General features: G+C 37.1%; 14 protein-coding genes. All 14 read right to left on the bottom strand.

Annotation, left to right across the window (positions count from 1 at the left end; translation table 11 throughout):
- Positions 1-3: 3 nt before the first annotated feature.
- Entirely contained in the window at positions 4-1410 is a 1407-nt protein-coding gene (atpD, locus tag C3L23_RS01650) for a F0F1 ATP synthase subunit beta (RefSeq protein ID WP_127679424.1), read from the bottom strand.
- Between the two features lie 9 nt (positions 1411-1419).
- Positions 1420-2298 (bottom strand): ATP synthase F1 subunit gamma, encoded by an 879-nt coding sequence (gene atpG, locus C3L23_RS01645; RefSeq protein ID WP_127679423.1) that lies wholly within the window; start codon positions 2296-2298, stop codon positions 1420-1422.
- Positions 2299-2301: 3 nt separating this feature from the next.
- Entirely contained in the window at positions 2302-3801 is a 1500-nt protein-coding gene (gene atpA, locus C3L23_RS01640) for a F0F1 ATP synthase subunit alpha (protein WP_127679422.1), read from the bottom strand.
- A gap of 15 nt (positions 3802-3816) precedes the next feature.
- Positions 3817-4332, bottom strand: coding sequence for a F0F1 ATP synthase subunit delta (locus C3L23_RS01635; protein ID WP_127679421.1), 516 nt, complete (start codon positions 4330-4332; stop codon positions 3817-3819).
- A complete protein-coding gene (locus tag C3L23_RS01630) occupies positions 4332-4835 on the bottom strand; it encodes a F0F1 ATP synthase subunit B (protein WP_127679420.1) in 504 nt (167 codons plus the stop codon). The genes C3L23_RS01635 and C3L23_RS01630 overlap by 1 nt, the downstream gene beginning before the upstream one ends.
- Positions 4832-5257, bottom strand: a complete 426-nt coding sequence (locus C3L23_RS01625; protein WP_127679419.1) for an ATPase — start codon at positions 5255-5257, stop codon at positions 4832-4834. Before C3L23_RS01625 ends, C3L23_RS01630 begins: the two co-directional genes overlap by 4 nt.
- A 33-nt stretch (positions 5258-5290) precedes the next feature.
- Positions 5291-6124, bottom strand: a complete 834-nt coding sequence (locus C3L23_RS01620) for a ParB/RepB/Spo0J family partition protein (RefSeq protein ID WP_127679418.1) — start codon at positions 6122-6124, stop codon at positions 5291-5293.
- Positions 6121-6909 (bottom strand): ParA family protein, encoded by a 789-nt coding sequence (locus C3L23_RS01615; RefSeq protein ID WP_127679417.1) that lies wholly within the window; start codon positions 6907-6909, stop codon positions 6121-6123. The genes C3L23_RS01620 and C3L23_RS01615 overlap by 4 nt, the downstream gene beginning before the upstream one ends.
- Positions 6906-7619, bottom strand: a complete 714-nt coding sequence (locus tag C3L23_RS01610; RefSeq protein ID WP_127679416.1) for a biotin--[acetyl-CoA-carboxylase] ligase — start codon at positions 7617-7619, stop codon at positions 6906-6908. The genes C3L23_RS01615 and C3L23_RS01610 overlap by 4 nt, the downstream gene beginning before the upstream one ends.
- Positions 7620-7703: 84 nt before the next feature.
- Complete coding sequence (gene fmt / locus C3L23_RS01605) at positions 7704-8594, bottom strand: methionyl-tRNA formyltransferase (RefSeq protein WP_127679415.1); 891 nt, start codon at positions 8592-8594, stop codon at positions 7704-7706.
- A 113-nt stretch (positions 8595-8707) separates the two neighbouring features.
- Positions 8708-10327 carry an inorganic phosphate transporter gene (locus tag C3L23_RS01600; protein WP_127679414.1) on the bottom strand — a complete coding sequence of 540 codons (1620 nt, stop codon included), beginning with the start codon at positions 10325-10327 and terminating at the stop codon, positions 8708-8710.
- An 85-nt stretch (positions 10328-10412) separates the two neighbouring features.
- Complete coding sequence (gene pstB / locus C3L23_RS01595; RefSeq protein WP_127679413.1) at positions 10413-11195, bottom strand: phosphate ABC transporter ATP-binding protein PstB; 783 nt, start codon at positions 11193-11195, stop codon at positions 10413-10415.
- A gap of 9 nt (positions 11196-11204) precedes the next feature.
- A complete protein-coding gene (gene pstA / locus C3L23_RS01590; RefSeq protein ID WP_127679412.1) occupies positions 11205-12011 on the bottom strand; it encodes a phosphate ABC transporter permease PstA in 807 nt (268 codons plus the stop codon).
- A complete protein-coding gene (pstC, locus tag C3L23_RS01585) occupies positions 12008-13069 on the bottom strand; it encodes a phosphate ABC transporter permease subunit PstC (RefSeq protein WP_127679411.1) in 1062 nt (353 codons plus the stop codon). Before pstC ends, pstA begins: the two co-directional genes overlap by 4 nt.
- Positions 13070-13122: the final 53 nt, after the last annotated feature.

Raw genomic sequence — 13122 nt, 5'->3', positions numbered from 1 at the left:
CCTTTAGCTTTGAGCCTTCATTTTTTCAGCTTTTTCTTTAGCTTCGTCTAAATCACCTACCATGTAGAATGCATTTTCCGGTAAGTCGTCAACTTTACCTTCAAGAATTTCTTTAAATCCTGCAATTGTTTTATTAAGTTCTACATATCTTCCGTCTGCTCCGGTAAACACTTTTGCAACGAAGAACGGTTGTGATAAGAATTTTTCGATTTTTCTTGCTCTTGCAACAGTTAACTTATCTTCTTCGCTAAGTTCGTCCATACCAAGGATCGCAATAATATCTTGTAAATCTTTATATTTTTGTAATACTTCCTGAACACCCCTTGCTACTTTGTAGTGCTCTTCACCTACGATTTGAGGATCAAGAATTCTACTTGTTGAATCAAGCGGGTCAACTGCCGGGTAAATACCTTTTTCAGCAATTTTTCTGTTAAGTACTGTTGTTGAATCCAAGTGTGCGAATACGCTTGCCGGTGCTGGGTCAGTTAAGTCGTCAGCCGGTACGTAAACAGCCTGGATAGACGTAATACTTCCTTTTTTAGTAGAAGTAATTCTTTCTTGTAATTTACCCATTTCAGTAGCAAGTGTAGGCTGATAACCAACCGCACTTGGAATTCTTCCGAGAAGCGCTGACATTTCAGCACCCGCCTGAGCAAATCTGAATATGTTGTCGATGAACATAAGTACGTCTCTTCCTTCTTCGTCCCTGAAGTATTCAGCCATTGTAAGACCTGTCATCGCAACTCTGTTTCTACATCCTGGAGGTTCGTTCATCTGACCGTAGCACAGTGCAACTTTATCAAGAACTCCACTTTCTTTCATTTCATGGTAAAGGTCGTTACCTTCTCTTGTTCTTTCACCAACCCCTGCAAATACAGAGTAACCGCTGTGTTTATACGCAACGTTGTGGATTAGCTCCATAATAATAACCGTTTTACCAACTCCGGCACCACCGAATAGACCAGTTTTACCACCTTTCATGTAAGGACATAGAAGGTCTACAACTTTAATACCGGTTTCGAAAACTTCCATTTTAGTTGACTGCTCTTCAAACGGAGGAGCGTCTCTATGGATTGACCATCTCGGTGTATCAGCAGGAACTTCTTCACCGCCATCGATTACGTCACCTGTTACGTTGAAAATTCTACCAAGAACAGCTTCACCGACAGGTACTTTAATAGGAGCTCCAGTAGCTACTACTTTTTCTCCTCTTGTAAGACCGTCAGTCAAATCCATTGCAATTGTTCTAACGATATGATCACCGATTTGTGCAGCAACCTCTAATACAACTTTTTTCTTCTCACCATTTGCTTCAAATTCCACATAAAGCGCTTCGTTTATCGCCGGAATATCTCCTTCAAATTCTACGTCAACTACAGGACCTAAAATTTGTAATACTTTACCTTCCATTTTACTCCTTTACTTTTTCATTGCTTCTATTGCAGTAACGATTTCGATAAGTTCTCTTGTTACAGCTTCTTGTCTTGCTTTGTTAAATTCCAGTGTCAACTGATGTACCATTTCTTTTGCGTTGTTAGTCGCAGCATCCATTGCCTGCATTCTCGCACTGTGCTCTGCTGCTAATGAATCTAAAAGCGCATAATAAAGTGAATACTCAATATATTTTTTAACTAAAGTTTCCAAAATTGTTTCATAATCGTTATCAGGTTCAACTTCTAAAAAGTCTTGAGAATCATTAACATCCACTTCAATCGGTAAAAGTTCTTTTACATAAACCTGCTGTGTAAGTTTATTTACATAACCGTTGTGTATTGTAATAATATTATCGATTTCTTCGTTTACGAAATCTTGATAACTCTGTTCAATCAGCTCAGCTGCTTTTTCGTAATTAGGCTGAGCGCTTAGTCCAACAATTTCTTCATACATTTCAATACCGACGAATTTGAAATATTCTATCGCTTTTTTACCGATTACTTTAAGTCTTATTTTAACTTTTTTTTCTTTAAGCTCTTCAATTAGCGCAATCGTTTTTTTGATTGTGTGTATATTAAATCCGCCGCACAGACCTTTGTCAGCTGTAATTACAAGTACGTCTACTTTTTCAACATTATCTATTTTAGCGAACGCTCTTAACTCAATAGAGTCTTTAACGCTTGCAAGTTTTGCTGAGATCTCATGCATAACTTCATCAATTTTTTTAGCATATTCTCTAGAGCGAAGAATTGCTTCTTCCGCTCTTTTAAGTTTAGCGGTAGAAACAAGTTTCATCGCCCTTGTTGTTTTTTGAGTGTTTTTAACACTGCTTATTTTTTGTTTTAGCTCTTTTAAAGTTGCCATTTATTATCCTTCGAACCCAGCCTTAAACTCTTCTAATGCTTTTTTAAGTAGTTCTTCAGTTTCGTCGTCTAGTTTTTTCTTAGTTCTGATACTTTCAAAAATCTGTGGATATTTAGTTTCAATGAACGGATATAACTCATCTTCAAATCTTCTGATTGATTTAGTTTCGATATCATCTAAATATCCTCTTGTACCAGCATAAATAATTACAACTTGTTTTTCAACTGGCAGCGGCGAATATGCCGGCTGTTTTAGAATTTCAACAAGTCTTTCACCTCTTTCAAGCTGTTTTCTACTTGCTTCGTCAAGGTCACTTGCGAATTGTGAGAACGCTTCAAGTTCTCTGAACTGCGCAAGGTCAAGTCTTAAGTTTCCGGCAACTTGTTTCATTGCTTTAATCTGAGCGGCACCACCAACCCTTGATACTGAAAGACCAACGTTAATCGCAGGTCTGATACCTTTGTTGAAAAGGTTAGTTTCAAGGAAAATCTGACCGTCAGTAATTGAAATTACGTTTGTCGGAATATAAGCAGCAACGTCACCACCTTTAGTTTCAATAATTGGTAAAGCTGTTAAACTTCCCGCACCAAGCTCATCGTTAAGTTTAGCTGCTCTTTCAAGTAATCTACTGTGTAGGTAGAATACGTCACCTGGATATGCTTCCCTTCCCGGAGGTCTTCTTAGAAGTAATGACATTTCTCTGTACGCATCTGCGTGTTTAGATAAATCATCGTAAACGATAAGAGCATGTCTTCCGTTATCTCTGAAATATTCACCCATTGTAACACCGGCATACGGCGCTAAGAATTTAAGTGAAGCAGCTTCAGATGCAGAAGCGTTTACAACGATTGTGTAATCCATTGCACCGTGCTCTTCAAGAATTCTAACGATATTAGCAACAGTTGACTGTTTTTGACCTACTGCAACATAAATACAAATAACATCTTCATTTTTCTGATTAAGAATAGTATCAAGCGCAACTGTAGTTTTACCAGTTTGTCTGTCCCCAATAATAAGCTCTCTTTGCCCTCTACCGATAGGAACAAGCGCATCGATTGCTTTAAGACCAGTTTGAAGAGGTTCATGAACAGATTTTCTTGCCATAATTCCAGGCGCTTTTTCTTCTACATATCTGTATTCAGTAGCTTCAATAGGTCCTTTACCGTCAATCGGTTCACCAAGCGCGTTTACAACTCTTCCTATTAACGCTTCACCAACAGGTACTGAGATTAGTTTACCAAGTCTTTTAACTGAACTTCCTTCTGTAATGTCTGTACCTTTTCCAAGTACAACCACACCAACGTTGTCAGCTTCAAGGTTAAATACCAAACCTTTTTCACCAGTTTCAAATTCAACCATTTCACCGGCCATTACGTTTGTAAGACCGTATACCTTAGCGATACCGTCAGCTGAGTAAATTACTTTACCAACTTCTTCTACGTCTACTTTTAAGTCGTAGTTTTCAATTCTTTCCTTGATTATCGAAGTGATTTCTTGTACCACTTATACTCCTTTCTTTTAGATTGCTTTTAAAATATTGTTTATTAAATCAGATTTGATTTTATCTTCACTGAGTGCAACTTCAACGTTTAAGATATCTACGAAAACTTTTATTCCGTTTATATCTTTTTCGTCCAATTGAAGTTTAATTGTCGCATTGAATTTTTGAGACAATTTAGCTTCAATTTCTTTTAACGTGTTTTCGCTCACTTTACCCTCAACTACACCTGCATAAGTATTAAAATGTCTGGAAACTTTTTCATATAAAGAAGTATGTATCTCTTTAAAAAGGTCTTCTCTTTTGTTTTCAAGAATAATTCTTAAAAAATTTAAAAATTTCGGATTGTCATACTCGGCGATTTTTGCCAAAGTATTAATTTTTTCATATATGCTTAAAAGAGGAGATTTAACGATTAAAATAAATTTTGGATCTTTAGCAACTGATGCGATTCTAGCAACAGCTTCATAAGCGGGTGCTATTTCGTCTTCATTTAAAGATGCCAAAAACGCCTTTGTATATTTTTCAACTACCATTATGCTACCTTTAATACAAGTTTAGCTGCGTCTTCGCTTGAAAGATGTACGTCTTTAAGAACATCTTCAAGGAAAGCTTTAATTGCTTCTCTTTTAGCTTTTCTGATTTCGGCAAGCTTAGCTTCTTCAAAATGTTTTTCCATTATTTCAAGTTCAGTTTTAGTGTCTTCAATAATTTTGCTGTAAATTAATTCTGCTTCTTTTTTAGCATCTTCAACTATTTCTGTAGCTTTAATTTTTGCTTCTTCAAGTTTTGCTTTAAGCTCTTCTTTTCTCTGTTTAGCTTCTTTTAATTTGTTTTCAACTTCTTGGAATTTATTTGCGATTTCTTCTTTTCTGTTTCTAAAAAACGCAATAACTTTGTTTCCAACCAAGTACCATAATATTGCAACGAAGATTAAAAAGTTAATCGTTCTGGCAACTATATCAGTACCTCCTGCAGCAGCTTCATTTGCAAAAAGCATACTGCTTAACAGTGCAACTAAAAACAACGCTTTTTTCATGCTGCATTCCTTATTTTGTTTTCAACCAATGTTTTGATTTCTTCTTTAGAACCAGCAAGTTCTGAAAGAATTCTTTCTTTTTCAGCCTGAATTTCTTTTGCAAGCTCTTCTTTGGCAGCTTCAATTTCAGCTAATCTTTTTGCTTTCATTTCTGCCGCTTCAGCCTGAGCTTTGGCTCTTGCTTCATCTCTGATCTCTTTAGCCTCTTTTTTTGCTTTGGCAAGAACTTTTTGAATCTCTTCTTCAAGTTCTTTAGTGTCTTCAGTATTGGCGTTTATCATTTCAAGAGATTTTCTTAATTTTTCTTCTCTTTCATCCATAAATTTAACCAACGGTTCAAACAGCCAAATTTTCAGTAAAATCAGCGTTACCAGGAAAATACCGGCTTCAATAAGCATCACACCTATATTAAGGTCAAGCATTAATTCTCCTTTTTTTGGAATTTTAACATAAATTTAACCGATTAGATTTAAAAGTTTTTCTAATTTTTTCAAATCTTTGTTATTTTTAAATCTAATTTTCAGCGAATCTTTGTTAATTTCAACTTTTAATCCGATTTTTTTAAATTTCTCCGCAAGTACGACAACTCTTTTATCCAGCTCGAAATCTTCTTTTTCTTTTGCAGGATTTTTAAGTCTCTGAATAAGTTTCTCGGTATCGCGCACGTTTAATGATTTTTTTTCAATTTCATCTATAACTTTTTTTAATAATTCGTCATCAAGCCCTAATAAAACTTTAGCGTGCCCTACGCTTAAAACGCCTCTTTTAATCTTGTCATGCACAAATTCAGGTAAATTTAAAATTCTGAGTAAATTTGTAACATAACTTCTGCTTTTAGAAATTGCGTTAGCAAGCTCTTCATGAGTATAGCCGTGCTCTTCTATAAGGCTTTGCAGCGAATATGCCACTTCAATAGGATTTAAATCTTCTCTTTGAATATTTTCTATAAGAGCATATTCCCTTAAATCATCTTTTGAATAATCTACAACTATTGCTTTAATAAGCTCTCCGCCTAGAAGTTTAGTGGCTCTGAGTCTTCTTTCACCGGCAACCAGAATATAGCCGTCTCCGTCTTTTATGAGAACTATCGGCTGTAAAAGACCGTATTTTTTGATTGAATCGGCTAGTTCCTCAATCGCCTCTTGATTAAATTCGCGTCTCGGCTGATAAGGGTTTGTTTTGATTTTTGAAATTTCTATTTCTTGAACGCCTCCGCCGGGCAGCTCTTTTAAATAACCAGCTTCGGCATCTTCTAAAATCGAGCTTAAGCCTCTTCCTAATCTTTTCATTGTTCGGATTCCTCTATTATGGTTTTTGCAAGCAGTTCGTAAGCTAATGCGCCTGAGCTTTTAATATCGTATAAAATAACCGGTTTTCCGAAACTAGGCGCCTCGGCAAGTCTGACGTTTCTTGGTATATAAATATATTTTCCGCTTTTTTTATTTTTGAAAAGTTTGCTTGAGTAATGATTGATAAGATCCTGAAAAACCTGTTTTGAGAGGTTGTTGCTTTTGCTAAACATTGTAGGAAGCAGACCTTTTATTTTTAGTCTTGGATTTTTGGTTCTTTGCACGAGTTTAATGGTATTTAACAGCTGTGCAAGCCCTTCGAGTGCAAAAAATTCCGTCTGTATAGGAATAATAACGCTGTCACTGGCACTTAAAGCGTTAATCGTTATAGTCCCCAGCATCGGCGGAGTGTCTATTATTATGTAATCGTAATCTTCTTTAAGCTCTTTTATTCTTTCTTTAAGAGTAAGTTCTTTTTTATCAAGATATTCGCTCTCTTTCTCAATACCGGCCAAACCTATATTAGAAGGCACCAGATCAAGAGTCGGAATAAGCGTGTTTAATATAGTGTCGTTTATATCTTTGCTTCCGATTAAGACATGATAAAGACTGTATTCATAATCACTTCTTAAAAAACCTAGTGAAGAAGTCGCATTCGCCTGCGGATCTGCATCAATTAATAAAACTTTTTTTTCGGTAATCGCAATTGAAGCGGCTAAGTTTACAGCCGTAGTAGTCTTACCTACCCCTCCCTTTTGATTAGCTACAGATATTATTTCTATCATCGCTTTGAATATATCCTTTTTTTATTATTTTGTATGCTTCCGTCCTCGGCTAAAACGCCTTCTATTGAAAAAATATTTTTATATTCTTCAAACTCATTTTTGAATTCTATAAATACAGTATCCCAACCTCTTATTTTTTCAAAGTTAGAAAAAAATCTTTTAAGAATTTTATCATTTTTTAATTCAATATCCAAACTTCCGAATTCATCTTCAGGAGCAAAGCGCGTATTTAACCCTATTCCGCAGATAATATAATTATTTATTATATTTGTAATCACTCCGCCTATTTTTTTCGGTTCGTTCCGTATTAAATAAATATCGTTTGGCCATTTCATTACCGCTTTGCTTCCGAGTTCATTTAAAGTTTTTTTAAATATCCAGCCGAAATATATTGACAGACTCTGTAAAGGCACATCTTTAAACTTTTCCTTTTCAAACGCAAATGAAAAAAAGAGATTTCCTTTTTTACCTTTCCAGACATTTCCTCTGCTGCCTATGCCGTCAGTCTGCAGTTCCGTCCATACGCATACGGGAGGGAAAAGCTCTTGTTTTTTTATTTTTTCAATCAGATATTTTTGAGTTGAATCTATTTTTTCCAAATATATATATTTAAGTGGAGAGTAAGTAGTATGTAGTGTGTAGTTTTCGATATTCAGTTTACAATTTACAGTTCTTTGGTTTATATTGATTTTAAATTGTTTTTTTTTCATTTCCTATCTTTCTTTTTCACTTTTAACTTTTTATTCTTCCACCCTTCACAACATACCTACTTCACTACTTACCTACTTAACAACTTAACTACTTATAATATTATCTCCCACTTTCAAACGTTTGCCGTTTGCGTAATCAACGGCATTTATTTCCTTTTTACCCGGCACCTGGATTTTGATAAGTCTGATTTTTCCTTTTTTGCAGCCAATAACAACACCGTCGCCTATTTCCAGAATTTCACCTTCATTATTGGAAGAGTCCGTATCTATCAGCTCCATTTCGTTAATTTTAAACCGCTCGCAGTATATTCCCGGCCAAGGCTGAAACGCTCTGTATTTTCTGTCTATAATTAAAGCGCTTTCAAAAGTCACATATCCGTCGCTTTTTTTTATTTTAGGAGAATAAGAAGCCAATGCGTCAATCTGTTTAAGCGGTTTTATCTTACTGAAATTATCTATAACAAAAGGAGTCTGCTTTGCTGCTATAACAGCCAGTTCATTAAAAAGATCGATACTTGTTTTTCTTCCCACTTCTGTGTAATCCCATGAGAGTATATCCCCCGTATCAAGCCCTTTGTCCATTAGCATGGCTGTAACACCAGTATACTCGTCCCCGTTTAATATCGCACTCTGAATAGGGCTTGCTCCTCTGTATTTCGGCAGCAGTGACGCATGAAGATTTATACACGGAGCGATATTTAATATTTTCTCCGGAAGCAAAAGCCCGTATGCCGCCACTACAATAAAATCAGGTTTTAAATTTTCTATAGTGTTATCGTCTTTTAATGTTACAGGCGTATACACCTCCAGGTTTTTTTCAAGAGCATATTTTTTTACAGGCGTCGGAGTCAAAACCTTTTTTCTGCCTACCGGCTTGTCTGGCTGTGTATAAACAGCGGCGATTTCATATCTTTTATTTAGTTCGTCCAATATTTTCACTGCATAATCGGGACTTCCCATAAAAACTATTCTCATTAGAATCCTTTAAATATTTATTTATGGAATTATATCAAACTCTTATATTAGGTGTCTGGCACGTTTTATTAAAAACATATGGAAAATGGCCAACGGCCTACTTTCCATTTTAATTACAGCATCATTCCTTTAATCATAAAGAAAATCATTGCCGCAAGCACCGCTGCTACAGGAACTGTAATAACCCAGGCCAAAATAATTTTATTAAACAGATCCCTTTTGACATATTTTACTTTTTCTTCTTTTTTAAGAATTTTTTTGAATCTTTTAACTGTTTTTTCCAAATCTTCAATCATTTCTATAAGTTCGACTATTTTCTTATAATCTTCTTTAGTTTTGTCGGTTCTTTGCTGCAGGTCTTCAAGTTCAAGCTCGTATGCTTTTAATTTTTTTTCCGCGTCATCTATTTCTTTTACTATTTCTTCTTCTTTCTGTTCAATCAGGTGAAGCCATTCTCTTAAAAACCCTACTCCGAATATAGCTCCTACCGCAATATGTGTAGAACTTACCGGAAGTCCCAGCTGAGATGCCACAATAACGGTAATAGCCGCTGCTAAAGCCACACAGAAACCTCTTATCGGGTCTATTTTTGTGATTTCGTCGCCAACCGTTTTAATCAGTCTAGGACCGTAAAGTGCAAGACCTATAGAAATACCCAGTGCACCGATAGCCATAACCCAGAAAGGTATCGCCGATTTGCTTGCGATTCCTCCGTTTAAAACGGCATCGCTGATAGCCGCCAGAGGACCTACCGCATTCGCAACGTCATTTGCACCGTGAGCAAAACTAAGAAGTGCTGCTGAAAAAATAAGAGGAACGGTAAAATATCTGTTTATTCCTTCCCTGGTATTTAAAATAGCTTCTTTTTTTAATTTAACCGCCATTACAAAATATACGATAATACCGGCAATCAGACCGAAAACGGCAGCAACACCGAATGTAGGTTTTTTAGTATGAGGCAAAAAGCTTAAAACATCCGTAATATTAACCCATACGTGCTTTAAACCTTTCATTGTCAGATATGTTACAAAAGCCCACGTCATAATTGATACATATATCGGAACCCATTTTTTCGCGGCTGAAGCCATATCTTCTTTAAAAACGACCGTTTTTTTAATGGCATATAAAAATCCTGCGGCTATAATACCTCCAAGAACGGGAGATATAACCCATGAAGCTGCAATTTTCCCCATTGTAGCCCAGTGAACGATGCCAAATCCCGCAGCTGCTATTCCGGCTCCCATTACACCGCCTACGATAGAGTGTGTCGTAGAAACGGGCGCTTTAAACGCAGTAGCAAGATTAAGCCAGAGAGCAGCCGCCAGCAAAGCCGACATCATCGCCCATATAAACACATTAACATCTCCGTGAAAAGCACCTAAATCAATAATACCTTTTCTGATGGTGTTCGTAACATCGGCACCGGCAATCAAAGCCCCGGCAGCTTCGAAAATAGCGGCAATAACGATAGCGCCCGCAAGACTCAAAGCCCTGCTTCCGACTGCCGGACCTACATTGTTAGCAACGTCGTTCGCACCTATGTTCATAGCCATATAAGCACCGAAAACCGTAGCTATCACCAAAAACAGACTGTTTGGCACGCTTCCTGTTTTTGCATATGTATAAATAACCACAACGGCAATAAAAATAAGCGCAATACCAAGGCGCATTAAATCTATACCGGCGGATTTTCTTGCTTTTTTTTCAATTTTAGAGACAGTTTGCAGCTCCATTACATCCTCTTTTTTATAGGAATTTTACAAAAAGAAAAAGAAGTTGTAAATGAAGATTAATATTATCTTAAAAAATTTTTAAAAATTAGCCGAATTTACCCGCAATATAATCTGCAGTGTGTTTTTCTTTTGGATTAAGGAATATCTGAGTTGTTTCACCGAATTCTATAAGCTCTCCTAAATACATATAAGCCGTATAGTCGCTCACACGGCTTGCCTGCTGCATATTGTGCGTAACTATTGCTATAGTGACTTTATCTTTCAGCTGGGTTACAAGCTCTTCAATCGCTAAAGTTGAAATAGGGTCAAGCGCACTTGTAGGTTCGTCCATTAAAAGCACTTCCGGCTCTACCGCAATGGCCCTTGCTATGCACAGTCTTTGCTGCTGACCGCCGCTGAGACCCCTTGCATCGTCTTTAAGCCTGTCTTTAACTTCGTTCCACAGCGCTCCGCCTTTAAGTGCATCTTCGACCCTGCCGTCAAGTTCGCTTTTGCTTTTTATACCTTTTAGTCTAAGTCCGTATGCGATATTGTCGTATATACTCATTGGAAACGGTGTCGGTTTTTGAAATATCATTCCTACTCTCTGACGGAGATTAATAAGTTCGTTTTCTTTTTTAAATTCAAGAATATTTTCCATCTCTCCCGTATCAAAATTTTTGAGAAGGATTTCCCCTTCATACTTATTTCCCGGATACAGGTCGTGTATTCTGTTTAAACTTCTTAAAAGCGTTGATTTTCCGCATCCGCTAGGCCCTATTAATGCCGTAACTTTACCTTCGTAAATAGGCAAGTTTATATTGTTTAAAGAAGGTTTTGGAGCACCCGCATATGTAAAACTGAAATTTTTAATATCCATTACTTTCATATCAAACCTTTATTTTTTATCTTTTATTAAATATCTTCCGAGAAGGTTTATAATCAAAACGAAAAGCGTTAATATAAACGCTCCGGCCCATGCTATTCTTACCAGATTCGCATCCGGCATTGTAGCAAGGTTATAAATGGCGACAGTTAAGCTAGGAAATACCTGGTTTAGGTTAACGGTAAAATATTCGCTGTTTCCGCTTGTAAATAACAGCGGAGCAGTTTCTCCCACTATTCTAGCGAAAGCCAGCAGAATTCCCGTCATTATACCCACTTTTGCAGCTTTTATAATTATATTTAAAATCACTTTATATTTAGGAGCGCCAATCGCGACTCCGGCTTCTCTTAGCTCTTTCGGAACGAGTCCCAGCATATCGTCCGTAGTTCTTACGACTATCGGAATCATCATAATGGCAAGCGCAATGGCTCCCGCCCATCCGCTTTGATGTCCTACAGGGTTGACTACAACAGCATAAACGAAAGTACCTATTACGATTGACGGAGCCGACATCATAACGTCGCTCAGGTTTCTTATAAACTGCGCGTATTTGTTTCCGAACGAATATTCCTGAAGATATATACCGGCCACCATTCCTATAGGAACACCGATAATCACAGCTATCAGAGCAAGTATAAACTGCCCTACAAGCAGGTTTCTAAGACCGTTGTTTACCAAATCGTGCGTAAATATGTGAAGATCTATAGCACCAATGCCTTTTATAGTCAGAGTTATCAGTATCCAAAACAGAAATCCGAGCCCTATTAACGCACTTAACGTAGAAAGAAGCAAAACAATTTTATTTATTATAAGTCTCATTTTTTATCCCTTAAAAAATAGAACTTCGCAAATGAAATAACAGCGAATGAAATAATAAACAGTATCAGCGCCAGATAAAACAGAGCGCTTAAACTCATTCCGCTGCTTTCCGCAAAGTTGTTGGCTAGAACTACCGGAATCGAAACGGTAGGATCAGTCAGTTTGTGAGGGAAACTGAAAACCCCTCCGATTACGAAAGCAACAGCCATTGTCTCACCCAAAGCTCTTCCCAGCGCCAAAATGATACTTCCGATTATTCCCTTTTTCGCATAAGGGAAAATAACGTCTTTAATTACTTCAAATTTAGTCGCCCCCATTGCATATGCGGATTCTTTAAGAACATTTGGAGTAGTATTCATACTGTCTCTGGTTAGAGACGCCATAAAAGGAATAATCATAACGGCCAGCACCATTCCGGCTACCAGCAACGAAACACTCTGTCCTCCGAATATGTCCGCTATTAACGGACCGAAATAAAAAAGTCCCCACATACCGTAAATAATACTCGGAATCGCGGCAAGCAGCTCTATTGCGATACCGACCGGTTTTGATATAAAAGGCGGTGCAATTTCGGCTAAAAATATTGAAATCCCCATTGCGATAGGAACAGCAAAAACCATCGCAAGCACAGTGGAAAGAATAGTTCCGACTATCGGAATAAGCCCGCCGTAAATTGTTTTCGTATTTGAAGAGCCCATTCCTCCCAGATCATTATCTTCCGGAATTGCAATATTGTCATTATCCTGAGGAATGTTTCCTATATCATCGCTGTCTGTCGGAATATTTCCTATATCGTCGCTGTCCTGAGGAATTGCAGCGTTTGAGGCTGTACTATTTGTTGTATTATTTTGAACGCTCTGAGCCGAGGCATTGTCTGCCGGTTTGTTTTTAGCCGGAAGCTGAACGGTTACGTCCCATCTCGGATCAATAATAAAATGCAGTCCGTATTCTTTAATAGCAGGTTTTGCATACATAAATAACACAACAAATATAGCAGAAAGCAATATTAAGATAATCGTAGCACTGAGAGAGGATAACTTTCTAAAAAGAGCTTCCATACACCGCCTTTAATTTTTGTAATTGTATAAAAAATAAAAAAGGATTTAAAGCC

Source organism: Nautilia sp. PV-1, assembly GCF_004006315.1.
Taxonomy (GTDB): domain Bacteria; phylum Campylobacterota; class Campylobacteria; order Campylobacterales; family Nautiliaceae; genus Nautilia; species Nautilia profundicola_A.
This window is presented reverse-complemented; position numbering and strand designations above follow the sequence as displayed.

Coding starts and splice junctions, on each gene's coding strand:
- atpD (WP_127679424.1), bottom strand. CDS start 1,410: ATGGAAGGTAAAGTATTACAAATTTTAGGTCCTGTAGTTGACGTAGAA.
- atpG (WP_127679423.1), bottom strand. CDS start 2,298: ATGGCAACTTTAAAAGAGCTAAAACAAAAAATAAGCAGTGTTAAAAAC.
- C3L23_RS01635 (WP_127679421.1), bottom strand. CDS start 4,332: ATGGTAGTTGAAAAATATACAAAGGCGTTTTTGGCATCTTTAAATGAA.
- C3L23_RS01630 (WP_127679420.1), bottom strand. CDS start 4,835: ATGAAAAAAGCGTTGTTTTTAGTTGCACTGTTAAGCAGTATGCTTTTT.
- C3L23_RS01625 (WP_127679419.1), bottom strand. CDS start 5,257: ATGCTTGACCTTAATATAGGTGTGATGCTTATTGAAGCCGGTATTTTC.
- C3L23_RS01620 (WP_127679418.1), bottom strand. CDS start 6,124: ATGAAAAGATTAGGAAGAGGCTTAAGCTCGATTTTAGAAGATGCCGAA.
- C3L23_RS01615 (WP_127679417.1), bottom strand. CDS start 6,909: ATGATAGAAATAATATCTGTAGCTAATCAAAAGGGAGGGGTAGGTAAG.
- C3L23_RS01610 (WP_127679416.1), bottom strand. CDS start 7,619: ATGAAAAAAAAACAATTTAAAATCAATATAAACCAAAGAACTGTAAAT.
- fmt (WP_127679415.1), bottom strand. CDS start 8,594: ATGAGAATAGTTTTTATGGGAAGTCCCGATTATGCAGTGAAAATATTG.
- C3L23_RS01600 (WP_127679414.1), bottom strand. CDS start 10,327: ATGGAGCTGCAAACTGTCTCTAAAATTGAAAAAAAAGCAAGAAAATCC.
- pstB (WP_127679413.1), bottom strand. CDS start 11,195: ATGAAAGTAATGGATATTAAAAATTTCAGTTTTACATATGCGGGTGCT.
- pstA (WP_127679412.1), bottom strand. CDS start 12,011: ATGAGACTTATAATAAATAAAATTGTTTTGCTTCTTTCTACGTTAAGT.
- pstC (WP_127679411.1), bottom strand. CDS start 13,069: ATGGAAGCTCTTTTTAGAAAGTTATCCTCTCTCAGTGCTACGATTATC.